We start from the raw sequence: 24,768 nt of genomic DNA, 5'->3' as shown, positions 1-24,768 counted from the left end.
TGATCCCGGCACGATAGATACATCAAAGTAAAAAAATGGAAGGTTTTATGTATAACGCTTTGTTCAGCGGGAAACCTTTGTTATTGGTTCAGTATATATTTTCTTCGGCATATAAATAAGGAGAAGGGAATAAGTACATACAGTACGAAAAAAGGGGCTTGTTCTTGGCGTCTGAATATACCTTATGAATTTTAAAATAATTTATGGAAAGGAGAGTTGATATGAAGCAGGGAAGAAGAAAATTCCGGCAGGGTCTTGCAGGTTTCCTCGCGCTTTGTCTGACTATGACATCATTTAATATGGTATCATGGGCAGATGTAGAGAGAGCATTTGATCATGAAAATGCTGTTTTTATGATAAGCGGAGAAGAACTGCGAAGTTCTGCACAGGCTGCCATCGATTCGGGCGAAACTTTTCATGCGGCTGATTTGGGCCTCGGAGATGAGGACCCATCTCTGAAACGGGAATATGAAAAGTTATTTGGCAATGGCCTTGTGTATGAATTCAATCCGGGTTACTACATGGAGGAGGAAGCCGGCGCTGACGGGGCAGAGCTTCGCATGTTTATCCGGACAGCAGACACTGATGGAGGGTATTTGCTGACAGGTGAGGAAGAGATCATTTTCCTTTATGTGAATGAATCTGACGGCAGAATCACATTCCGCTCCAATATTGACGGCTATTTGACCCAGAAAGTCAGTGTGAAGGCCTTCTCGGAAAGTGCAGCAGCCATTCCCGGAGGTCCGCAGACACAGCCGGAGACAGCACTGCCTGATGGAAATGCCGTAAATCCGGGTGAGCCGGAAGCTGGGTCTGAGACGGGGACAGGAGCTGCGGAAGAAACAAAGAATACGAATGAAACAGGAAGCGCAAAAGAGACAAAGGGTTCGGATGAAACGGGAAGTGCGGAAGGGACAAAGGGTTCGGAAGAAACCAAAGGTCCCGATGAAACAGGAAGTGTCAAAGAAACAAAGGATTCAGATGAAGCAGAAACAGGAAATGGCACTGGAACTGCCGGTGAAACAGAGGACAGCACAGAGGCAGAAGGCGGAGCAGAAACAGGGTCTGGAGGGACATCTGGTGATGAAAGTCAGACAAGCTCCCAGGAGCCTTCCGGGAATGCTGATGCGGGAAGTGATCCTTCTGATACCGGTTCGTCCAATGAAGCTGAATCAGAAGCGGATAACAGCCAGTCGGGAGATGAAGGTGCGAAAGTTCAGGCATCTATTTCAAGACATATGCTTTCCGTGCTCACTTCATCAGATACTTCCATTTTAAAAACGGCCACCCCTTCTGATTCGGAATCTGAAAACAGGGAAGAACCGGCAGGCGGTACAGTTGGGGATTCGGCAGTATCAGGAACTTCTAAAGGGAAAACCTATGGTGCGGTTTTGCTAGATGAGTCCTATTATGCAAAAGCTTATGTTACGACGTTAAACCAGCTCCATGTGGACACATCAGCGGAAGGATACCGGGTGACGTATTCTGTAGAGCCGGTTGGAACAGCATATGCACAAGGGCCGGGATTGGTAGAAGAGAATGGAACCCTTTCCTTTGGTGTAACCCCTCAGGTTGGATATGAGATCAATGCGGTGACAATTAACGGTGAGTCCGCCGTTGCAGATGAAGTGAAAGACCCGTCAGAAAATGACAAAACCCTTCACTATACCGTAACAGATGTGACAGAGGACCAGGAAATTGTAATCACCACAACGGCCACCGGAGAGCATCCGGAATTTAAGTTTGAACAGACCATGAACGGAGTCACTGTCAGTCTTTACGCTGCACCTGGAATCCTTCCGGCAGGAACGGAAGCCAGGATTACAGAGGTGACTCAAAAGGTTGAAGAAGCGGTGAAAGAAAAGGCAGCAGAAGATGGGGTCAATGATGTATTGGCATATGACATCAAGCTGTACGCTGACGGGGAAGAGCTGGATAATGGCTGGAGCAGCCACGGTTATGTCAACGTAACCTTTTCAGGAGCACCTATTGAAGAGAAGAGCCAGCATGCAGAACGCGTTGGAATCATGTATGTGGATTTGACGGTGGATGTGGCCTCTGAAGCGGTTCAGAAGATTTCTGTAAAAGATGTCAGCAGCCTGGAGGATGTCGTTGAAACCATTGCCGTAGAGGAAGGAACCCAGATCGGTCAGGTGTCCTTTGATGCGGAGCATTTCTCCGTGTATACCGTTACATTTGCTTCAAAAGCTGAATTGAAGGTACATGTAATGGACGCGAAGACGAAGCAGGAAATCGGAAAGACTGTTGGAAACTTTACACAAAGTGCGTCCAATGGGCAGCAATACACTTCTTCCAGTTTCGCCGATACAATCCTCAATAAAATGGGTGAAGATATCAAGAAGCAGTATTATTTTTCAAAGGCCACCAAAGGAAGTGACTTCAAAGGAAGTTCATTGGAAAGCTTTTATTATAATAAAGGTAAAATATATTCTGACTATTACTGGCCTTGGATATATTCAAATGAATTGACCGATATATACCTTTGGTATAATTCATACGAAGTCACTTTCAACCCCAACGGCGGAACAGGCGATACGCAGACGTTAAAAGTAAACGGAAGCTTTTCACTGCCGCAGCCATCTGCCCTGGGAATATCCAGAGACGGGCATTTGTTCGCAGGCTGGTCCACCAATCAAAAGGGCCAGGGAGAACAGGGCAATGAAGCGGAGAGAGTTTATGTGCCGGGAGTTCAGCGTTCAGTAAGTAACAGCACCACCACCTATTATGCCATTTGGATCGATGTAAATGGCCAGGACTCTGACAATACGGCATACTTCTTCATTAAAGAAGGAACTGACTTTGCCATAGAACCTGCCAGCTACGGCACAACCGGATATTATCCGAAAGAATCGGCTGAAATTCTGAAAGGAAAGCTTAGGTCTCCGGTATCCGTTAACAATAACCTGGACAATGTCAGGGCAAACTTACGGGAAGTACCGGGAAATGACGAAATCAGTGAGGTTTTAAAGGGAACCCGTATTTCCTTTAATCCCAATACCCAGCACATCCTCTGGTATGTAATCAAACTCCGAAAAACAGGCAACGGCAAGACCTACTGGAATGTAGACGGCGTTGTCCGGGATAATGGCAAATATAATCTGGTATATCTTCCAAACGGCGGCGAGGCTTCCAATCTTCCTGAGAGCAAGCCTTATACACAAGGAGAAAGTGTAACGATCCGCTATGATAAAATACCTCCTAGACTGGGGTATATGTTCCTTGGATGGGATGAAAATCCTGATGCAGGCACACCGGCATACGTGAAAGGGAATGGAAAGAAACTCAGGATGCCTGGAAATAATGTGACGTTATACGCCATATGGAAGCCCGATGATACGACGGAATTTAAAGTCAATCACTGGCTGCAGATTCCAGGAACATCAGGAACGTTACAGGAGCATTTTACAAAATCAAAAGAATCTCCTGAAACAAAATTCTCAGCAACTGAGAGCACAGTGAGTGATGAAACTTATATAAAAGAGTTTTCCGGGTACTGGTATAAAGAAGGAATTATTGATCATAAGACCAGCGAGATCGTAAGCGGAGACAGAACCACGGTATTAAATCTCTATTATCTTAAAAAGAATGCAGTCACAGTAACTGCAAAGTCCTTGTCCAGAGCTTATAATGGCCAGCCTTTAACCGGTGAATCCGTTGGATACGAGGTGACAGGAATAGGCAGTGAAGAGCAGATAGAAGTGGCACTGTCCGGGTCTGTTCAGGATGTTGGAACAACGCCCAATGCAATAGAAAATATTGTAATCCGGGATAAGAGCGGAAACGATATTACCGGCAGATATGAAGTGGCACGCAATAACGGAACATTATCCGTAACGCCTGCTACGGTCACCATAACAGCAAATGACCAGCAAAGGCCCTATGGAACAGGAAACAGCGCGCTGACCTTCCAGCCCCCTTCCGGTTTTATAGGACCGGACACACTGGAAACCTTAGGCGTTGCAGTGAGTCTGACAACAGAAGCTGATGAGACCAGCAAAGTGGATGTATATCCAATCAACTTTGTATCCCCTGTTTATTCAAAAGGAAATTATGTGTTTGACTATAAGCCGGGAAACTTGACGGTAAATAAGGCGGCGGCCAAGGTCATTGCCAATGATGTGACTAAGGAATATGGAAAAGGCATTCCGCCTCTGATTTACCGCATAGAAGGCTTTAAGAATGATGAAAGACCGGATAATCTGGGACTTGGCATAATGCTTCTAACGAATGCAAACAAGACCAGCCCCCCAGGCGGAGATTATTCTATCACATTTGAAAGCCAGCCGCAAGCGGTCAACTACAGCATTGAATACGTCCCTGGAAAGCTGACCGTAACCTCCAGCAAAGCCAGAATCACCATTGCAGCATCAGGAGCAGTTAAGGTATACGATGGAAACGAACTGACCAATTCAGACTTTAAGTACAGCGGAACTCTGGCAGAAGGTGACCGCATTGTGAGCGTCACCATGACAGAAGATTCCAGAATCACAGATGCAGGAACGAAGAAGAACCGCATTGCCTCCTACCAGATTGTAAATACCGCAGGTGAGAACGTAACAGAACATTACGAAAATGTGAGAACCATTGACGGACTTCTGGTCGTAACAAAGGCTCCCGCAGTCATCATGGCCAAATCCACCTCCAGGGTATACGGAGCCTCCAACCCTGAGCTGGGATATACTGCCGCAGGTTTTGCAAAAGAAGAACGCTTATCCGATCTGGGAATTGAGCCAAGGCTGAAAACAACAGCTAAGAAAGACAGCCCGGCCGGCTTCTATCCCATTACGTTTGATAAGCCTGTATTGATCACAAAAAATTATGTGATTGCCTATATTCCCGGAACCCTGGTTGTAACGAAGAACGACTCGGAAGTTGTGATCATGGCTGGAAGCGAAAGCAGGATATATGACGGAACAGCCTTGACAAATAATGAGTTTCAGGTCATGGGAAGCCTTGCAGAAGAAGACTACGTCGACAGCGTGGAGATGACAGAAGATTCTGTCATAACAAATGCAGGAACCCAGAAAAACAAAATCAAGTCAGTGATCATCAAAAATAAAGCAGGCAAAGATGTGACGAAAAATTACAGCCGTCTGACTCTTGTGCCTGGAAATCTGGCTGTGAGCAAAGCTCAGTTGACAGTGACGGCTATTGACAAGGCGAAAGCCTATGGGGAGGAAAATCCGACTCTGAAATATGAGGTAACAGGATATCCTGAACACGGAGTTCCCCTTGAGGAAAAGATAACGCTTGACACAGCAGCCACCAGAAACAGCCCTCCGGGAACGTATGATATCACATTCATAGACCCTCCGTCAGTGACAGATAACTATACGATCGCCTATGTAAAGGGAATACTGACTGTTGGAATGGCCGAAGAAGAAATCGTATTCACGGCTTCTGATGCAGAAAAGGTCTATGACGGAACAGAGCTCAGTAAAGCTGAATACAGCGTAACAGGAAGCCTTAAGCCCAAAGACCGCATCGTTAAGGTGGTTATGACTGAGGATTCCAAGATAACGAATGCAGGGACCCAGCCCAACAGGATATCCTACGTTGTCATTGAAAATGAAAATGGCGACAACGTGACAGAGGGTTACCGGATGGCTGTAAAAGACGGAACTTTGACCGTCAGCAAAGCGTCCATCACAGTAACCGCCGCTGACAAATCAAAGACTCAGGGAAATGCCAATCCTGCACTGACCTATGTCATCGAAGGGCTGGTAAATGGAGAGACAGCAGAAGCGCTTGGATTAAAACCGCAGTTGATGACCGGCGCTGACCGGACCAGTGTGGCAGGAAACTATGCCATCACGTTTATGGACCCCGTTTTATCCCTGGATAATTATCAGGTTATTTATAAAGACGGAGTATTGACAGTAAACCGAAGGCCTTCTGGCGGAAGCACCGGAGGGTCGGGAGGAGGCGGAAGCTCACCTGCATCAGACAGACCATTTGTACCGGGAGGCCCCGGCGCTCTGGTAGTCATAGAACCCAACCAGATTCCGCTGGCCACCTTGCCGGAGGAAGGAGAGGCCGAATATCAGACCCCGCTGGCAGGCCTTCCAAAAACCGGTGATAGAAATGTGATGCCAAATCTTGCGGCAATTATAACCGGAGTTTTATTAGCGGCGTACGCAATGATTACCGGAAAGAGAAAAGAAGAAAAGTGATGACCTGACAAGAAACGGCCCTGTTGAAACAGTATCAGCAGAGCCGTTTTTCTCGTTTTCGGATCACATCTGCGGCAGTGTCAGACAGACATTACTCCATATAGGGGATTATTGAGGATTATTATGAACTTATACAATAAAATAAGGAGAAAAGTTCGGCGCCATATGATATAATAACTGAAAATGGACTTCTATGAGAGAAGCCGGAATCAGGAGGTGTTGAATTTGGAACACATCACAATTCATATGTTCCGCAAGTTTTCCATTTACTATCAGGGAAGGGAAATAACCCGTCCGCTTTCCAAGTCGCCGAAAAGCATTTCTCTGCTTAAGTATTTGATTTTAAATAAGGACACTCCTGTATCCATCAACAAGCTGATCGAGGTGTTTTGGAATGAGGAAAGCGGTTCTAACCCGGAGAATGCCTTAAAAACCCTGATCAGCCGGACCCGCAAGGCTCTTTCCAGGGAAGACCCCAAGCTGAGGGACTGCATTGTTACAGAACAGGGCACATACCAGTGGAAGCCGCCGGTTTCCTGCGAAATTGATGTATTCGCTTTTGAGGAGCTGTGCCAGGGGCTTTTGACACACTCCTGCGAAGGGCCGGAATGCAGAAACAAGTTCGGGCAGATTCTCCAGTTATACCGGGGGAACCTGGAAACTTCCTCTTCGGAAGAATGGCTGAGAGGATGGAGCATGTATTACCAGGAGATGTATTTGAAGCTGGTATTCCGTTTTATCGATTATCTCAAAGCCGGAGGAAATTATGAAGGGGTCATTAACATCTGCCGGAGCGCCTTAAATGTCGATCCCTTTGATGAAAACCTGAATCTGGAGCTGATGTATGCCTTAAAGGAGACCAGCCAGAACAATGCTGCCATGATCCACTACCGCCATGCAGCCAATATGTATGATAAGTATTTAGGGCTTGAGCCGACTGAAAAAATGCTGGAATTCTACGCCCTCCTGACCAAGTCCGATGCAGGCCTTAAGGACAATATGGATACCATCAAAAGCAACCTGCTGGCCCAAAACCCCGATGACAAGGCTTTTGTCTGCGATTATTACATATTTAAGGACATTTACCAGATTCAGATACGGAATGCAGAGCGCTGGGGCATGCAGATGTTTCTGGCTATGGCCATGGTGGAACACACGGAGCTTGGAGAGTCGTTCTCCCCTCTGGTTCTGGACCATATCATGCAGGATTTGCTCAAGGTCCTCATTTCCAACTTGAGAAAAGGCGATATTATCACCCGTTACAGCCCTTCCCAATTTGCCGTTCTTTTGCAGATGTCTTCTGAACTGGACGGAGATATGGTCACAGAACGCATCCGTAAGAAGTTCCAGGAGATCAATTCCAACCTCTGTGCCAGGCTGGTTTTCCAGATAGACCCTGTCATAGAAGAGAAGCTGATGCAGTCTCATTGGCCTTGAATATATGAAAATAAAACATCAATACAAACACCGGAATAACGGTGAAATAAATTGACAAATTATTCCAAATGAGATAAATTTATAGTATAGAAACACGTTTGTGATCCGATTGTTTCTCATATCCAGGCACCTTTTTAGCCGGAAAAATAACTGCATGAGGTGATTGACATGAATATTCGTACCATTCTGCTGACCGGAGCAGGTTTACTTTTGCTGGGTTTGGGAGCTGTCGGCGTTTTCCTGCCGGTGCTGCCGACCACCCCTTTTGTGCTGGCCGGAGTAGGCTGTCTCAGCGGTACGCCCAAGCTTCGGGCCAGGGTTTTGCAGATTTCCTTTTTTCGCGAATATTTTGAAAACTATCAGAAACGGCAGGGATTGTCTGCCAAGACAGTGGTGAAAAGCCTGGTCTATCTGTGGGGGATGCTGATTATCTCCATGGCCGTGTCCGGAAAGATATGGGTGATCTGCCTGCTTCCGGTAATCGGCATTTGTGTGACCTGGCATATCCTGTACATGGCAAAGCCCAGGAAAAAAGAGAAAAAATAGGCTCTGGATAAGTTGGTGTGTGTATCTGCAAACGGTTTACATATGAAAATATGAAGCCCGCAAATCAAAAAGAAGGGAGAGTAACGATGGAAGAGTACAAGAAATTGACAAATGAGGTTGGGGCTCCTGTTGCTGACAATGAGAATGCTATTACTGCCGGTCCCCGCGGTCCGGTGGTGATGCAGGATGTCTGGATGATGGAAAAGATGGCTCATTTTAACCGTGAAGTCATTCCGGAGCGGCGTATGCATGCCAAGGGATGGGGGGCTTACGGAAACTTCACTGTTACCGGCGATATTTCACAGTATACCAGGGCAAAGGTGCTGCAGCCCGGCAATAAGACGGATGTGTTTGTCCGCTTCTCCACAGTTGCAGGAGAGAGGGGAGCGGCTGACTGTGAACGTGATATCCGCGGCTTTGCCTGCAAGTTTTACACCGAAGAAGGAAACTGGGACTTAGTAGGCAACAACACCCCCACCTTTTTCATCCGTGACGTACATAACTTCGCTGATTTAAACCGTGCTGTTAAGAGAGACCCCCGCACCGGACGCCGCAGCGCCCAGAATAACTGGGATTACTGGACCTTGCTGCCGGAGACATTCCATCAGCGCACCATCGTTATGTCTGACCGGGGAATTCCGGCATCCTTCCGGAACATGCACGTTTTCGGCGAGCATACTTTCAGCTTTTACAACGATAAAAATGAACGGGTATGGTGTAAATTCCACTTCCACACCCAGCAGGGAATCAAGTGCCTGACAAATGATGAGGCTGCCAGGATCAACGGAATGGACCGTGAGTATCATGGAAAGGATTTATTTGACGCCATTGAAAAGGGAGATTACCCGCGCTGGACCTTGTATGTACAGATCATGACTGAGGAACAGGCCAGAAATCACTATGAGAACCCCTTTGATATCACCAAGATCTGGCGTCACAAGGAGTTCCCGTTGATCGAGGTAGGTGTTTTGGAGCTCAACCGGAACCCGGAAAACTATTTTGCAGAGGTAGAGCAGTCCGCCTTTACGCCGGCCCATGTGGTTCCCGGCATCGGCTTTTCACCGGACCGCTTCCTTCAGGGAAGACTCTTTTCCTACGGCGATGCACAGCGCTACCGTCTGGGCGTGAACCATAACCATATCCCGGTAAACCGTGCCCGTGTGGAAGTCAATGAGTATCACCGTGACGGAGCCATGCGCACAGACGGAAACTATGGCGGCGCACCGGCCTATTCACCCAACAGCTACGGCTACTGGACGGCACAGCCTGAGGTGGCGGAGCCCCCGTTGGAGATCGAAGGCGCCATGTGGCGCTATGATCCAAAGGATGATCCCACTGATGACAACTTCCGCGCAGGAGGCGATTTATGGAGGATTCTGACCGAGGATAAGAAAGAGCTTCTCATCGGAAACACGGCGGCAGATATCGCCCCGGTTACGGACAACATCAAGTACCGTCATGCAGTGCACTGCTATCTGGCGGACCCGGAATACGGAGAGAGAATCACTGCGGCCATAGGACTTGATATGGAAAAGGTAAAAGAGCTTTCCAAACTGGACAACAGAGGATTGATTGAAGCAACCCTTTCCGAGACCATGTAAACAGAGAAACAATGAAATAAATCTGCAGTAAATAAGGCCGCTGTCCATGGGATGAATGATCTGATGGGCAGCGGCCCATATTATAAGGAGAGGATTTTAAAATTATGTCAAATAATGTTGCATCCGCAACATAAATTTTACTCCCCATCGTGTACAATAGGACTTACAACAAGTAAGAAATTCCTTTTATGGATAAAGAAAAGGCGGTGAATGATATGAATGGTTCAACGAATCAAAACACAGGCCGGCTGGCGGATATTCTGGAGGCCCATATTGCGGGGAATTTATCCGTGGAAGAGGCCAGACAGAAGGTGCAGCAGGAATTTACAGAGGTGACGGCAGATGAGCTGGCCCTGGCTGAACAGGAACTGACAAAGAGGGGAGTGAAAGATTCCGTTGTTTACGACAGCATGGAATCATTTCTGCTCATATTCCAGGATGTGCTGAAGGCGCCGGACCTGCATTTGGCAGACTGGCACCCCATTCGCACGTATCAGAGAGAGAATGAGGCGGTAGAGGAACTCCTTAAAAAAGCGGAAGGCCTCTCCCGCAGCCGGTTTGTATTAAACCAGTGGGCAGAGGTTATAGAGGGACTTTTGCAGTATGAAATCCACCTTTCCCGCAAGCAAAATCAGTTATACCCGGCTTTTGAACAGCAGGGCTTTGACAGGCCTTCCAAGATCATGTGGACTCTGGATGATGCGGTCCGCAGCGCTTTGCGCACGGCTGCCACTCTGTTAAGGGATGGGCAGGAGGAAGAATTTTTATCCCAGTATGACCGGGCTGCAGCCTTGTTAAAAGAGCTGATTGAAAAAGAAAGTATAGTACTGTTCCCTGCGGCGATGGAAATGATACGGACCAAAGAATTTCTTGCCATCAGGCGGGGCGATGATGAAATCGGTTACTGCCTCATCGATCCTCCGCCCCAGGCTCCCATGCCATCAGGAACGGCAAAAACAGATGAGGAGGAGACCGGGGAAGACGGATTTATGAAAGACTTGCAGCAATTGCTTCAAAAGCATGGAATGGGTGCTGCAGCAGGGGAAATGGATGTGCGCCAGGGAAAGCTGACCCTGGAACAGATCAACCTGATTTTCCGCCATTTGCCCATCGATCTTTCTTATGTGGATGAAAATGAGCTGGTGAGGTTTTACAGCGATACGAAGCACAGGGTATTTCCCCGCAGTCCGGGAGTGATCGGACGTAATGTGAAAAACTGCCATCCCCGTGAAAGCGTTCATACGGTGGAGGAAATCATCAAGGCGTTCCGGGAAGGCCGGGAGGATGAAGCGGAATTCTGGCTGGAGATGGGCGGGAAGTTCATCTACATCTATTATACCGCAGTCCGGGATGATAAGGGAGCCTTTAAGGGCGTGCTGGAGATGATGCAGGATGCCACTCATATCAGGAGCTTGGAGGGAAGCCAGCGGCTTCTGACCTGGGATTCTAAGGACCATGGACAGGCAAAGGCCCATACAGGCTCTGAGGCTTCCTATGAGAGTTCTCACGGCTTTACTCCTGAGACAACTATTGGAGACGCCATAAAGAGGTATCCGGCGCTTCGCAGTTGGCTTCCTACCTTATCTCCCCAGTATAAAAAGTTGACCAATCCTCTTGCTTTTAAGGCGATGGCTCATATCGCAACCTTGGACATGGTGGCCCAGAGGGGCGGATTTACTGTGAATGAACTGATACGGGAACTGGATCAGTGGGCGGATTCCCAGGCAGAAGAAGAGACGTAAAGGATCAGAAAGAATCTGTAAAGCTTTGATCATAAAAAATTAGCCGGTGCTGATATGAAACTCAGCACCGGCAGTTTTTTATATGGATTTTAATGTATTGATGTCTTACTTTTAATAAAAACAAAGTTGTTTTCAGTGGAATGCTCCTTTGAAAAACCATACCCAAGCTGATCAAAGGACTTTATTTCTTCCGGAACCGTGATGCCGTGTTCCGCCATAAAACGTACCATCTGCCCCCTGGCCATCTTGCAGAGAGTTCCTTTTTCCACCACCTTTCCTTCTTTTAATTCCCCAAAGGTGCAGGTGAGAAAGCGGGTGGTTTTGGGCAGATAGGGTGTTATTGCCTTACTGTACTCTTTGGAGGCCAGATTGAGGATGAAGTCGGTCTCTTTTAAAAGCTGTCTGGCCGGTTTATCTCCCCAGTAGCCGTATAAGTCCTTGGAGCCGTCTATGGACAGGCGTGCCTGCATTTCCAGACGGTAGGGAGTCACGCCGTCAAAGGGGCGGAGAAGGCCGTAGAATCCGGACAGAATGCGCAGATGTTGGCTGATAAAATCAAAGTGGCCGTCTTCAAACACGCCGGGGGCCATGTACTGGTATTGGATGCCCTCGTAAGCCAGAAGTGCAGGAGTCAAGCCGTTATGTAAATCCATTTTTTTCAGACGTTTTACGTTCTGTGAAGCGATGGAATCATTGCAGCCCCATAAGTTCTGGAGCGCTTCACGGTCCATTTCCTGAAGCCGTTTTTTGATGATCTCTGCTTCCGGCAGAAACTGGGGCAGGCTGTCCGCTTCCAGGATGTCGGTGTCTGTGTTCATTTTCTTTGCGGGAGATATGATAATTCTCATGGTATCCTCCTGTTTCTCTCTCAGGCGTAAAAAAGAGCCTGCTGCGGATTGTGACCGTAAGCAGGCTTTAAAGCATCAATGGTGTTAAGAATTCTTCATGACAATGGTTTCCATTGCGTCAGCCACGTCTTCACAGGCATCGCAGCAGTCTTCCAGGCGGTCAAATAATTCACTCCAGACAGCCACGGTGATGGGATCGCTTTCTTCCTCGTAAAGCTTGCGGACAGCGCTTATATAGATGGAATCGCCTTCTTCCTCCATGGTGTTCACTCCGATAATATTCTGGATCAGGGTGGTGGATTTGTGGAAGTTGGGGAACTCCTCAACTGTCTTTTGCAGTGACTGGCAGCAGCGAAGGATCACGTCGGAAAATGCCAGGGTTTCCGGGCGGATTTCCTTGATGTTGTACATGTACATGCGGATTAAAATATCATCGATTTTATCTGTTACGTTGTCAAGCTGGTTGGCAATGAGAATGATGTCCTCTCTGTCAATGGGGGTTACGAATTCCTTGGACAAACGCTGCATCATGTTGTGCTTTAATTCGTCCTCTGCATGCTCAATATTGTGCATTGCCATTCTCTGATCAGACAGTGTCTCAGGATTGTAGTTTTTTAATACTGCCTGCAGATGCTCTGCGGCCTGGCAGGAAAAGCTTACCATATCAATGAAATCATTGAAATAAGGGTTCTGTTTCTTCTTTATCATGTTGTCTTCGTCCTTTACAAATTCGTTGTTACAGCACAGCTATAAAAAGCTTTGCCATAATAAATCCGATGAAACCGCAGCCTGGGAAGGTCAGCACCCAGGTAAGAATCATCTCGCCAACCACGCTCCAGTCCACGCTGCGCAGACGGTGAGCAGCTCCCACGCCCATGATAGCAGTGGTTTTTGTGTGTGTGGTAGATACAGGTACGCCGGAAAGAGAGGAAATCAAAAGACAGCCTGCTCCGGCAATGTCAGCGGAAAATCCCTGATATGTTTCCAGCTTTACCATGTCCATGCCAACGGCTTTGATGATGCGGTAGCCGCCGATAGAGGTGCCAAGTCCCATGGTGACAGAGCACAGCAGGATGAGCCAGAAGGGGATTTCAAAAGAGGTGGCATTGGCTTGTCCCTTTGCAAGAGCCATACCGAGCAAAAACACGCCCATAAACTTCTGTCCATCCTGGGCGCCGTGCATGAAAGCCATGGCAGCAGCTCCCCCTACCTGAGCCTTTTGGAAAAAGGAGGTGGTTTTTCGCCGGTCCTTTTGGCGGAAAAAGGCTTCAATCAGTCTGACTACTGCAAAGCCCATGCCGAAACCGAGAAAAGTGGAAAGCACAAGCCCGTACAGGACCTTGATCCATTCAGCGCCGTTGACGCCGGAAAGTCCGCCGTGCATGGCGATGGCTGCGCCCGTAAGTCCTGCAATTAAGGCATGGCTTTCGCTGGTGGGAATGCCAAAGAGCCAGGCGGCCACGGCCCAGAGCACAATCGCTACCATGGCAGCGCATAAGGCAATGAGGGCATCGTGGGCATTGCTGCCGAAGTCAACCATATTGTATATGGTTTGAGCCACGGTCTTGTTAACAGCAGTCATGACCAGAATTCCAAGGAAATTAAAAACCGCAGCCATAAGAATGGCGGGGCGGGGTTTCATGGCCCTTGTGGAAATGGCTGTTGCTATGGCATTTGGCGCATCGGTCCAGCCGTTTACCAGAACAACTGCCAGGGTCAGAATCACCGTAATCAGCAGAGCCGGATTTTCCATAAGTTGGGATATAAAACTCGTAAAGTCGATCATCCATCGTTCTCCTCTGTATTTTATTGAGTTCGACAAACAGCATTGTGTAAAATGCATATTCTATAGCATTATACATGATTTACAGAACAAATTCAACACTTGACTTTTTGAAAAAATGTTTTGCATTTTAAGCGGGTAAAAGCTATACTGTAAATAAGAAAGCAAAGGCGTTTTTCCAGAGGGGGAGAATGCCTTTTTATATAGGAAGAAGGAGGATAAATATGCCTATTAACAATCGTGCCAGTACGGGGATTTCCGGTCTGGACCAGGTGATTGACATGCTGCGGCTGGGAGACAACGTGGTCTGGCAGGTGAGCACCTTATCCGAATATCAAAGAGTTGTAACCCCCTATGTCCGCCAGGCCAGACAGGATAACCGGCGTCTCGTCTATCTCCGTTTCGGCAGCCATCTGCCCCTGTTAGAGGAAGATGAGACAGACTGCTTATATGTCCTTGATGCATCAAAGGGATTTGAGGTCTTTGCCACAAGGGTGCATCAGATCATTGAACAGGAAGGAACCCAGGTTTTTTATGTGTTTGACTGCCTGAGTGATCTTTTGGAGCACTGGTATTCCGACTTAATGGTGGGGAATTTTTTCCGTGTCACCTGCCCCCTTCTCTACCAGCTCGATACCGTGGCGTACTTTGCCCTGATGCGGGGGACTCACACCTACAATACCATTGCGCGGATCAGGGAGACAACCCAGCTTCTGCTGGATTTATACCGCATTGCAGGAAAGACTTATATCCATCCCTTAAAGGTGTGGGAACGGTATTCGCCCACCATGTTTTTCCCCCACCTCATTGACGGGGACAGCGCGGTTTCTGTTACGGCCAGCGCAGAGGCGGCCACCCTGTTTTCCGGCCAGTGGAGGCCCAAGCAGGCCCAGGATTTCTGGGAGAGCACTTTAGACCGGGCCAGAGCCGCTTTGATGGGAGGGCCCAGGGAACAGGAGCAGATGAAAAATCTCCTGATCAGCCTGATTATGGGAAGGGAAGATGCCATCGCAAAGCTGGCAATCCGGTATTTCACTTTGACAGACCTTTTGTATGTGGCCTCCAGGCAAATCGGAACCGGATACATCGGCGGCAAGAGCGTGGGATTTCTTCTGGCCCGCCGCATCCTGGAAAACGATGCCCATGATACGCTTCATGAGCAGATGGAGCCTCATGATTCCTATTATCTGGGTTCAGATGTTTTTTATACTTATATCGTGCAGAATAAGTGCTGGAGCCTCCGTATGAAGCAGAAAACGCCGGAAGGCTATTTCTCTTTAGCCGGCGCTCTCCAGGAAAAGCTGCTCCAGGGAAAATTTCCGGAAAACATCCGGGAACAGTTTATGCAGATGCTGGAGTATTTCGGCCAATCGCCTATTATTGTGCGTTCCAGTTCTTTGCAGGAGGACAACTACGGCAACGCCTTTGCAGGAAAATACGAGAGCGTTTTCTGTGCCAACCAGGGTTCACCGGAGGAGAGGTGCCAGGAATTTGAACAGGCCGTGCGCCGGGTCTATGCCAGCACCATGAATGAAAACGCCCTCCGTTACCGTCTGGACCGGGGGCTGGTGGATAAGGATGAGCAGATGGCTGTTTTGGTGCAGAGAGTTTCCGGGGATCACTACGGGGATTTATTCTTCCCCCATGCTGCGGGAGTTGCCAATTCCGTCAATTTATATCTTTGGGAGCAGGGGATGGACCCTTCTGCCGGGATGCTGCGTCTCGTGTTCGGCTTGGGCACCCGTGCGGTGGACCGGGTTTCCGGGGACTATGCCAGAATCGTGGCTCTTGACAGGCCTGAGAAAAATCCGCCGGTCAATTACGGGGATGAGGCGAAATTTTCCCAGCATAAGGCGGATGTGCTGAATTTAAGGGAAAACCGGATGCAGGTGGTTCCTGTCAACCGGATCGCTGCCGGGGATATAAAGACGGACAAGACCCTGTTTTTCAGCCCGGACCAGGAGCTCATAGGCCGCATGAGGGAGATGGGACAGACTCTTTTAGCGCCTCCGGTGATCACCGACTTTTCAGGTCTCCTTGGAAAAAGCACATTTCCAGAGGTCATGCGCAAGATGTTATCCAAGCTGCAGCAGGCTTACGCCTATCCGGTGGATCTGGAATTTGCCGTTAATTTTAACAGGGACGGACAGTATAAGATCAATCTTTTGCAGTGCCGCCCCCTCCAGACAAGAGGCCTTGGCGCAGCAGTTTCCCTGCCTTCGCCGGACAATGACCGGATTATTTTGCAGACTTCAGGAAATTTCATGGGCGGGAATGTCCGCGTTTCCATCGACTATGTGATCTGGGTCAAGCCAGAGGAATACCTGGCTTTGACGGAGAGGGAAAAGTATCAGGCCGCCAGAACCATCGGCTGCCTCAACCGGAAGCTGGGCCGGCACCAGGTGCTTCTCATCGGCCCCGGACGCTGGGGGACGACCACCCCTTCTTTAGGTGTGCCCGTTCACTTTACGGAGCTGAGCCGCATGACGGCCATCTGCGAGGTGGCTTACCAGGATATGACGCCGGAGCTGTCCTTTGGCAGTCATTTCTTTCAGGACCTGGTGGAATCAGGCATCTTTTATGCGGCTGTCCAGGGGGGAAGAGAGGAAGGAGAGTTCCATCCGGAACGGCTTCCTGCCGGGCAGGAGGAGGGTGACTTATGGGAAGGCTGTGATTCCTCCGTGCGCCAGGCTTTGTATCTGGCAGCGACTCCTGGACTCTGCCTCCATTCTGACATTGTAAGCCAGTCTGTGCTCTGTTATTTTGAGGATGAGCAGAAAAAATAGACTTGTCATGATAAATGTGGTATATTATGAAACAAGAAGATGTTTCCAAAATTGGAAGGACGGTGCAAAAAGCCGCGCCTTTGCTGTAACCGTGAGTCAGCAAAGGTCTAAAAGAGTGCGGCAAAAAGAAAATGGAGAAGTCAGGAGGAATAAATTAAATGTTCAGGGAGATGCGTAGGAAAAAGCAGGAACTGGCTCAGGAGGAATGTGTAAAAATACTGGATAAGGGGACTTCAGGAGTGCTGGCTGTATCAGGCGACGAGGATTACCCTTATGCCGTTCCTCTCAGTTATGTGTACCATGATTCTAAGATTTATTTTCACTGTGCCAAAGAAGGTCACAAGCTGGATGCCATTGAACGAAATGACAAGGTGTCTTTTTGTGTGATCGATCAGGACCGTGTGATTCCGGAGGAATATACCACTTATTTTCGCAGTGTGATCGCCTTTGGGAAAGCCCGCAAAATCGAGGACGAAGAAGAAAAAAGAAAAACCCTTGGAATACTGGCTGTCAAATACTCTCCTGACCAGGAGGGACTTACAAAGGAAGTTGACGGACAGCTTAAACGGGTCACTATGGTGGAACTGACCATAGAGCATATGACCGGGAAAGAGGCCATTGAACTGGTGAGGAAACGCACCGGAGAAAAGTAATACGGGGTTTTTTACGTCAGATGCGGAGGAAAGTACGGATGAATAAACAGGATTTGAATTATAAGGAGTATGTGGAGATTGCGGAAGGAGTCTATTGGGTGGGCTTTTTTGATGAACGCGCAGGACTTCACTGCAATCCTTATTTGATTGTTGACGGCGGGGAGGCAGTTCTCATTGACAGCGGAAGCCGTGAGGATTTCAGCACGGTTATGCTGAAGGTCATGCGGACAGGAATCAGCCCAGGACAGATCAAGCGCCTGATTTACCAGCATTATGACCCGGATTTGTGCGGGAATATCCCTCATATAGAAACCCTTATTAACAGCAGGGATTTGAAGATCATTTCCCATTATGAAAATAATATTTTTATCAATTATTATTCCATGCATTCTCCCAAGCTTTGCATTGAACAAATGGGCTTTCACTATGAGTTTGGAAGCGGCAGGCGCCTGGAATTTATCAGGACGCCTCATTCCCATGCGCCGGGCAGCTTTGTTACATACGATACGAAGACAAAAATACTGTTCAGCAGCGATATTTTCGGAAGCTACGATCATGACTGGGATTTGTATACCTTGATTGGCAGCCCGTGTATGGAGTGTGCTCCTGAAGAGCTCTGTCCTGTCACACACAGGCTCTGCCAGATCAAAGGGATCATGAATTTTCATCAGCGGACCATGCCGTCAAAGAGAGCGCTGCGGTATGCCCTGGAAAGGATCGAAGAGCTGGATATTTCCATGATCGCTCCCCAGCACGGCAGCCTCCTTGACACTCCGGAAGCTCAAAAGGCCGTAATCAAGAGGCTGAAGGAACTGGAACACGTGGGAATCGACTATTTTCTCAAGGAGGAAAGGTCATGAAACGGGCGGATGCCATTATGCTGGGAAGCCAGATCATACTGGAGGAGCCCGGTACGGATGAACACGTCCAGATTTTGCTGGAAAATTTTGCAAAACAGGTGGATAACCACATTCAGGCTGCACTGGTTTCCGAGATCATGGAGCGGTATGTGGAGGTGTCAAGGGAGCTTGAGATAAAGAGCCGGGAACTGGAAGAACGTGATAAAAGACTGAAGGAATATAACCATCACTTAGAGGACCTGGTCCGGGAAAAGGTGGATGAGGTGTCTACCTCCCAGATGGCTACCATTCATGCCCTGATCAAGCTTTCAGAATCCAGGGATGACGAGACCGGAGAGCATATCGTCAGGACCGCCGAGTACTGCCGGTTTATGGCGGAAAAGCTTTTGGAAATGGGAGCCCATGAAGGGGAAATCGATTCCGGGTTTATCAACAGCATCACCCAGGCCAGCCCCCTTCATGATATCGGAAAGGTGGGAATCCCGGATGCCATTCTCTTAAAACCGGGCAAGCTGACACCTGAGGAATTTGAAGTCATGAAAACCCATACCACAATCGGGCACCGGACTCTTTTCAGCATTGATAAAAAGGATTCCGGAAGCACTTTTATTAAGGTGGGTATGGAAATTACGCTCTGCCACCATGAAAAGTGGGATGGAAGCGGTTATCCAAGGGGCTTAAAGGGGGAGGAGATTCCCATATCAGCCAGGATCATGGCCTTATCGGATGTGTATGACGCCCTGCGGTCAAAGCGGGTGTATAAGGAAGGCTACAGCCATGAAAAGAGCATGGAGATCATCTCTCAGGGCAGGGGCAGTCACTTTGATCCTCTTTTGGTGGATGTCTTTTTGGAGAATCACTGTGAATTCCGGGATATATTTGATGAAACGTAAAAAACACGTGTTTTCTGGTTTGTTCCGGAAAACACGTGTTTTTGTGTAAATGAGATTATAAGATGCCGAAGAATTTCAGGATAATGGTGATGACCATCATGCTGATAATGATGAGGGCCGCATGGCTGCCGTTTGTTTTTTTTAGGACACGGTAGACCACGATTGTGACCAGAAGGCTTAAGAATGAGGGCATGATGATGTCCAGCATTTCCTGAAGCTTGATGACGTTTCCGCCGATTTCTCCGGTGACTGTGGAATTTACGGCGATTTCCAAAGGCGTTTTGACTTTGATTACCGTTGCGATCAAAGACCCCACGACCATCAGCCCCACCACGTTTGCCATGGTTGATATCCGCTGGATCATATTGTTTTCTCTGTTGTTATTTAAGAACTCAATCCCCTTTTTGTAGCCGTAGACCACAGCATAATACCGCCCGATCATGTTGACGATGTTATATAAGATGAACATTAAAACCGGTCCCAGAACGCTTCCGCTGAGAGCTAAGGAGGCTCCGATACTTCCTACGATAGGAACCCAGGTGAACTTCACAAGGCTGTCGCCCAGTCCGGCCAGAGGGCCCATAAGGCCTGTCTTTAAAGGATTGATGCCTTCCTTTTCATCGGGGCCTGTGGATTCTTCCATGGCCGCTGCCAGCCCCAGGATGGCCGCATCTCCGTTTACGTGGGAGTTGTAGAAAACCGCATGGCGTTTCATGGCTTCGGATAAGTCCTGTTTATCCGGATAAATCTTTTCCAGGGCGGGAGAAATGGCGCGCATGAATCCGACTCCCTGCAAGGTTTCGTAATTTAAGGTGATTCTCATGGTGTTTAAGCGCATAAACATGATCCATAAGTCTTTTTTTGTCAATTTCTGTTCCATTATAAATCATATCCCCCTTCCTCTGGGCTTTGAGGTGCTTCAACGGTGACTGTATTTTTCTGGGTAGCCAGATCGTATAAGTAAGCGATGACCAGAGCGATCAAGGTGATGGGCAGGATTGCCAGACCTAAATAGGAAGCCAGCACAAAACCGAAGATCAGGAACATCCAAAACTCCGCCTTTTTGATCATGGCCATCATTAACAGGGCGATGCCCACGGCGGGAATGATCTTTCCGGAGGTGGCCAATCCGTCAATGATGATCTTTGGAAGGGAGTCCACCAGAGACTGAATCGCACCTGCGCCAAACCGCAGTGCGATAAAGGTGGGGACGGAACGGGCCAGGCCTGTTAAGATGGCAGGTGGATAAATCAGCCATACAGTGCCTTTTACATCGGCGTTTTCAGCCAGACGTGCGGCCCAGGCATTTAAGGAGCAGTTGACGGTCTCGATGAGCACCAAAAGCTGCTGTGCTAAAAGCGCTGTCGGAACTGCCAGGGTAACGGCTGTCGCAACCGTGGTTTCCAAATCAGCGCCGCCCCGGCTTGCGATGGCGAGAGAAGTGCTGATCAAGGTTCCGGTGATGATGTCCGGAGCCATGTAAGCGCCTACGTTTCCGATGCCCATCCACATGATTTCAAGGGTGGCTCCGATTGCCAGACCTGCCTGGACATCTCCCATGATAAATCCGATGATGGTGGCAATGAATAAGGGCCTGCGGAAAAACTTTGTGCTGACATCATCAATACCGATGAAAAATGCCACTACGGTTATTAAAAATGTGGTCATATTACAGTACCTCCCTCATCTTGACTGCGGCGTCGCTGGGAACCATCTGAATCTCTACGTCCATGCCGCCTGCAATCAGCTTTTCAAATGTTTTTCTTTCCTCAGGTGTTAAGAAAACGGCTCTTGTCACCTGGGAACGGTCTGTATTTCCCCTCATGCCTCCCACATTCAGCTTTGGAATGGAATAGCCTGCATCCACCAGTTTTTCCACATCAAAGGGAGATGCGAACAGCAGCATGGTGTTTCTGGTAATGGGGTTTTTCTGGATGATTTCCAGGAACTTCTCCGGTGCGAAGATGTGGAGCTTGATGTTGCTGGGGGCGCTCATCTTCAGGACGTTTGACTGGATTTTATCCTGTTCCACTGCCGCATTTAAAATAATGATCTGTTCGATTTTATGTACATTCACCCAGGTGGTCACCACCTGCCCGTGGATCAGCCGGTCATCGATTCTACAAAATTTCACACTCATCTTCATCTTTCCTTTCTTTGAATAATTCCGTCACGTTGGTAAATCCGTTGTGGTACGTTTCCTCTAAGGACTTTGCGATTTCTTCCAGGCTCCGCTCCCGGTTCATCAAAAGATCAACCAGCAGAGGGAGATTGAGGCCGCTGACCACCAGCACATTTTCCTCGGTCAGAGCCAGACGCCCGCTGACATTGGAGGGGGTTCCGCCCAGAATGTCAACCAGAATCACGGTTCCTGCGCTGCGGTCCAGACTGTTGAAGATTTCTTCCATCTGCTTCACGGCATCCTCTAAAGTGAAATCCATGGTCACGGTTAAAACGCCGCAGTTTTCCTGTTTGCCTACTACCATTTCCGCGCTGTCAAGGGCATACTTTGCAAGCTGTCCATGGCTGGCGACGATAAAAGCTACCTGTCCCATACGGCACTTCCCTCCTCTAAGTAAAATGATTTCATTGTCTCAATCTGTTCCTTCGTCAGTTCAAAATGCTGAATCATATAGTCCTCCACAGAATCGTAGAGCTCATAAATCCGGTCCATGCTGGCTTCTATGTACTCTCTTCTGGTCTCAATCAGTGCCATGAGATAATCCAGATGATTCTGATTGGAGGTCAGTTCCCGGTACTGCTCATATTTTAGCTGGTTCCGCTCTTTTCTGATGATTCCTGTGAGGATGTAGTCTTCGATGATGTCTTCTCTTTTTACTCCCAACAGGAGCAAAAGCAGCATGGATGCAAATCCGGTCCGGTCCTTTCCGCCCCGGCAGTGGTGCAGCAGGGGAAGGTTTTTTTTGTCTGCGCAGGCATGGAGGAATTGGCCGTAAGCCTTCTTTGCGGTTTCGGCAGTCACCAGGTCCCGGTAGCTGAGAATTACCTTCTCCCCTTTTCCGTTTAAGTATTTTTCCTCTACCTCCCCGTTTTCTAAGGAGTTTACCAGTTTGACGTTTTCGCTGTGAAGGTCAATGGCATTGGCTGCGGACTCGGAAAAGCTTGACTGGGGATCGCAGTGAAGAAGGTTTTTCACTGTCCTGATCTCTTTGTTGGGATTGATGGTGCGTTCATGGTCAGATCGGTAATCGACGAGAGTGGTGAGTCCGATGCGCTCCAGCATGGAGATATCCTCCGGCACTAATTTTGACAACTGGTCTCCCCGGTAGAGAAGCCCCCATTTGACGAATTTTCCAGCCTCTGTTTCATACCCTCCCATGTCCCGGACGTTGATGGCCTCCTTTAGCTGAAGGACCCGCTCTGAGAAGATATTTGTCTGAAAGTCCTGGGCCTTTATCATAAAATAACAGGGGCCGTTTTCTGCCGGAAGAGTCAGGTGAAACACTCCGTCCCTGCTTTTGGCAGCGGGCTGGGTGATGGCCTCGGCCTGGGGGCTGCTGCCCATATACAACTGATAATCTGATGGTTTCACAGCTTCCAGGGCAACCGTTAATTCATCACCTTCCCTTTGGACTGAAATGCCTGGAATTGTGTATGGCTGTTCATAAACTTTCACGTAGAGCTCCTTTCTTCTGTTTTTTAAATTGGCTTTGTAATACCATCATATATCACGGTAATTATTTTTTCAATAATAATTTTCGGTAATAATTTTCATAATAACTCATTTTCATAATGGGAGGCAAAAGAGAAGAAGAGAGATTGTTTACAGTACACAAGAATATAGCTGAAAATTATTTTCTGATCTGAAATAGTTTACAAAAAAAATATTTAAAAAATATTTATTTAGGAAGTATTAAACATAAAAGTCTGGGATTTTGATAAAATAATAAAAACATCCGGAGCTTTTCCTGTAAAAGGGAACCGGATGTTTTTGGCGGATTCATATGTCGTTGATGATCTCCCTGGTAGCCAGGAGGGGGGTGCGAAACTCTTCATCCTGGAGCAGATAGGTGGTGATCACGTCAATTAAGTAGATGTTGGAAAACTGGGAATTGGCAAATTTTTCATTGTGGACGAATCTGGTGTTGTATACGTGGAAGATCAGATCGCTCAGTTTGGAAATGGGATTTTCCGAATAGCTGGTGATGGACACAATGGTGGCTCCCCTGGACTTTGCCTGTTCCAGAGTTTCAATGACGGAGCTGGTGACGCCGCTGTTTGAAATGGCGATGAAAAGGTCTCCTTTTGAGCAGATGCCGGCCTGCATCAGCATCCAGAGCGGGTCGGAATAGCTCTTTACGGTAAGCCCCATCCTCATCAGGCGGATGCCGAAAATCTCTGCGGTGATGCCGGAGCTGCTGGCCCCGATCAGGATGATGTTTCTGGCTGCCTTGATCAGTCTGGCAAATTCTTCAATTTTTTCCGTTTCGATTAGGTGCTGTGTGTTTTTGATCACGTTCTGGTAGTATACGAAAACCTCATCGGCAATTCCGTTGGATTTTTTGTATTCCACAGGGGCGGACTGAGCGTTGATGTGAAACTTCATGTCGGAATAGCTCTTGCAGCCGATTTTTTTGACAAAGCGGGTGACAGAGGAATTGGAGGTTCCTATTTTTTGTGACAGTTCGGTGATGTTCATGTTTTGAAGCTGATGGCTGAAACGCAGGATATAATCTGCAATTTTTTTCTCCTGTTTGGAAAAGCTCAAATAGTCTTTTTGGATATTGTTCAGTATATTCATTATTTTGCAGCCTTTCTTTTGTTTTTTCGATCAGTGGATGATGTAGATATTATACACATTTTTGAAAGTCATTACAAATATTTCTTGATGGCAGTAATTATTTTCAATGGGGAAAAGGGGGCGATTTGGTTTTTCGTTTGATGGGAAAGAAATAAAAAGAAAACCCGATTGCCAAACATATGTTCTTGTGATAAAATGAAATCAGGAAAGCACTCACGACAGGAGTGGAAGCCTCCCGAAGGTGTAATACCGGCTCGCCGGAATACATAGGAAAGGAGGCGGCGCCCATGACAGCATATGAAGTCATTACGATTCTCATCGAGATATTAGCTCTGTTAATATCTTTTGGCAGCTTGATTGTAGCGTTTCTTGCCTTTCTCGATAAGAGAAGCAAGCGGAAATAAAAATGCCCACCCTGTCTGCAAACAGGGTGGGCGGTGTCCGTAAGGACATTTAGCACTTAACCTTGAGAGCATCCACTTTTGGAGTGAGTGCTTTCTTTTATATTTCTATTATAGCTAATTTTCTTCTCAAATTCAAGTCATTTCTGTAAACTATACGGCAATCATTGTTTTCAATATCGGCCAGGGCTGGTCCTGTCTTGACAAAGAAGAGTATTGGAAGTAAGATGTACATATACCCCTATTGGTATGGAGGTGGAAA

General features: G+C 47.9%; 19 protein-coding genes. 10 read left to right on the top strand and 9 right to left on the bottom strand.

Going from position 1 to position 24,768, the window contains the following annotated elements; translation table 11 throughout:
• Positions 1–221 precede the first annotated feature (221 nt).
• The 5 genes from QM657_RS05705 (at position 222) to QM657_RS05685 (ending at position 11,520) form a co-directional block, all read left to right on the top strand.
• A complete protein-coding gene (locus tag QM657_RS05705; protein ID WP_415065612.1) occupies positions 222–6,194 on the top strand; it encodes an MBG domain-containing protein in 5,973 nt (1,990 codons plus the stop codon).
• Positions 6,195–6,419: 225 nt separating this feature from the next.
• On the top strand, positions 6,420–7,631 hold the full coding sequence (locus QM657_RS05700) for a BTAD domain-containing putative transcriptional regulator (RefSeq protein WP_415065611.1): 1,212 nt from the start codon (positions 6,420–6,422) through the stop codon (positions 7,629–7,631).
• A gap of 168 nt (positions 7,632–7,799) precedes the next feature.
• Positions 7,800–8,177 (top strand): YbaN family protein, encoded by a 378-nt coding sequence (locus tag QM657_RS05695; RefSeq protein WP_415065610.1) that lies wholly within the window; start codon positions 7,800–7,802, stop codon positions 8,175–8,177.
• An 86-nt stretch (positions 8,178–8,263) separates the two neighbouring features.
• Positions 8,264–9,778 carry a catalase gene (locus QM657_RS05690; protein WP_415065609.1) on the top strand — a complete coding sequence of 505 codons (1,515 nt, stop codon included), beginning with the start codon at positions 8,264–8,266 and terminating at the stop codon, positions 9,776–9,778.
• A 215-nt stretch (positions 9,779–9,993) separates the two neighbouring features.
• On the top strand, positions 9,994–11,520 hold the full coding sequence (locus tag QM657_RS05685) for a PAS domain-containing protein (RefSeq protein WP_415065608.1): 1,527 nt from the start codon (positions 9,994–9,996) through the stop codon (positions 11,518–11,520).
• Positions 11,521–11,609: 89 nt separating this feature from the next.
• Here QM657_RS05685 and yaaA read toward each other — a convergent pair whose 3' ends face one another.
• From yaaA to QM657_RS05670, 3 genes are all read right to left on the bottom strand, one after another.
• Entirely contained in the window at positions 11,610–12,368 is a 759-nt protein-coding gene (yaaA, locus tag QM657_RS05680) for a peroxide stress protein YaaA (protein ID WP_415065607.1), read from the bottom strand.
• 84 nt (positions 12,369–12,452) lie between these two features.
• Positions 12,453–13,076 (bottom strand): DUF47 domain-containing protein, encoded by a 624-nt coding sequence (locus tag QM657_RS05675; RefSeq protein ID WP_415065606.1) that lies wholly within the window; start codon positions 13,074–13,076, stop codon positions 12,453–12,455.
• Positions 13,077–13,104: 28 nt separating this feature from the next.
• Positions 13,105–14,154, bottom strand: coding sequence for an inorganic phosphate transporter (locus tag QM657_RS05670; protein WP_415065605.1), 1,050 nt, complete (start codon positions 14,152–14,154; stop codon positions 13,105–13,107).
• Between the two features lie 221 nt (positions 14,155–14,375).
• Between QM657_RS05670 and QM657_RS05665 the strand changes: the two genes are divergently transcribed.
• The 4 genes from QM657_RS05665 (at position 14,376) to QM657_RS05650 (ending at position 19,343) form a co-directional block, all read left to right on the top strand.
• Positions 14,376–16,937: a PEP/pyruvate-binding domain-containing protein gene (locus tag QM657_RS05665; protein WP_415065604.1), complete on the top strand. Its 2,562-nt coding sequence runs from the start codon at positions 14,376–14,378 to the stop codon at positions 16,935–16,937.
• 158 nt (positions 16,938–17,095) lie between these two features.
• Positions 17,096–17,590, top strand: a complete 495-nt coding sequence (locus tag QM657_RS05660; RefSeq protein ID WP_415065603.1) for a pyridoxamine 5'-phosphate oxidase family protein — start codon at positions 17,096–17,098, stop codon at positions 17,588–17,590.
• A gap of 38 nt (positions 17,591–17,628) precedes the next feature.
• Positions 17,629–18,450 carry an MBL fold metallo-hydrolase gene (locus QM657_RS05655; RefSeq protein ID WP_415065602.1) on the top strand — a complete coding sequence of 274 codons (822 nt, stop codon included), beginning with the start codon at positions 17,629–17,631 and terminating at the stop codon, positions 18,448–18,450.
• On the top strand, positions 18,447–19,343 hold the full coding sequence (locus tag QM657_RS05650; RefSeq protein WP_415065601.1) for an HD-GYP domain-containing protein: 897 nt from the start codon (positions 18,447–18,449) through the stop codon (positions 19,341–19,343). The genes QM657_RS05655 and QM657_RS05650 overlap by 4 nt, the downstream gene beginning before the upstream one ends.
• A 55-nt stretch (positions 19,344–19,398) precedes the next feature.
• On the opposite strand, the gene QM657_RS05645 is transcribed toward QM657_RS05650, so the two are convergent.
• The 6 genes from QM657_RS05645 to QM657_RS05620 all read right to left on the bottom strand — a co-directional run bounded on the left by QM657_RS05645 (position 19,399) and on the right by QM657_RS05620 (position 24,105).
• Positions 19,399–20,223 (bottom strand): PTS system mannose/fructose/sorbose family transporter subunit IID, encoded by an 825-nt coding sequence (locus QM657_RS05645; protein WP_415065600.1) that lies wholly within the window; start codon positions 20,221–20,223, stop codon positions 19,399–19,401.
• Positions 20,223–21,011 (bottom strand): PTS mannose/fructose/sorbose/N-acetylgalactosamine transporter subunit IIC, encoded by a 789-nt coding sequence (locus tag QM657_RS05640; protein ID WP_415065599.1) that lies wholly within the window; start codon positions 21,009–21,011, stop codon positions 20,223–20,225. The genes QM657_RS05645 and QM657_RS05640 overlap by 1 nt, the downstream gene beginning before the upstream one ends.
• A gap of 1 nt (position 21,012) precedes the next feature.
• Positions 21,013–21,477 (bottom strand): PTS system mannose/fructose/N-acetylgalactosamine-transporter subunit IIB, encoded by a 465-nt coding sequence (locus QM657_RS05635; RefSeq protein WP_415065598.1) that lies wholly within the window; start codon positions 21,475–21,477, stop codon positions 21,013–21,015.
• Complete coding sequence (locus tag QM657_RS05630) at positions 21,464–21,898, bottom strand: PTS sugar transporter subunit IIA (protein WP_415065597.1); 435 nt, start codon at positions 21,896–21,898, stop codon at positions 21,464–21,466. Before QM657_RS05630 ends, QM657_RS05635 begins: the two co-directional genes overlap by 14 nt.
• Entirely contained in the window at positions 21,886–22,980 is a 1,095-nt protein-coding gene (locus QM657_RS05625; RefSeq protein ID WP_415065596.1) for a tyrosine-protein phosphatase, read from the bottom strand. Before QM657_RS05625 ends, QM657_RS05630 begins: the two co-directional genes overlap by 13 nt.
• Before the next feature lie 324 nt (positions 22,981–23,304).
• Complete coding sequence (locus QM657_RS05620; RefSeq protein ID WP_415065595.1) at positions 23,305–24,105, bottom strand: MurR/RpiR family transcriptional regulator; 801 nt, start codon at positions 24,103–24,105, stop codon at positions 23,305–23,307.
• A gap of 287 nt (positions 24,106–24,392) precedes the next feature.
• Between QM657_RS05620 and QM657_RS05615 the strand changes: the two genes are divergently transcribed.
• A complete protein-coding gene (locus QM657_RS05615; protein WP_415065594.1) occupies positions 24,393–24,509 on the top strand; it encodes a putative holin-like toxin in 117 nt (38 codons plus the stop codon).
• Positions 24,510–24,768: the final 259 nt, after the last annotated feature.

Origin of the sequence: Lacrimispora sp., assembly GCF_047605665.1 — a bacterium.
Classification (GTDB): Bacteria; Bacillota; Clostridia; order Lachnospirales; family Lachnospiraceae; genus Lacrimispora.
This window is presented reverse-complemented; position numbering and strand designations above follow the sequence as displayed.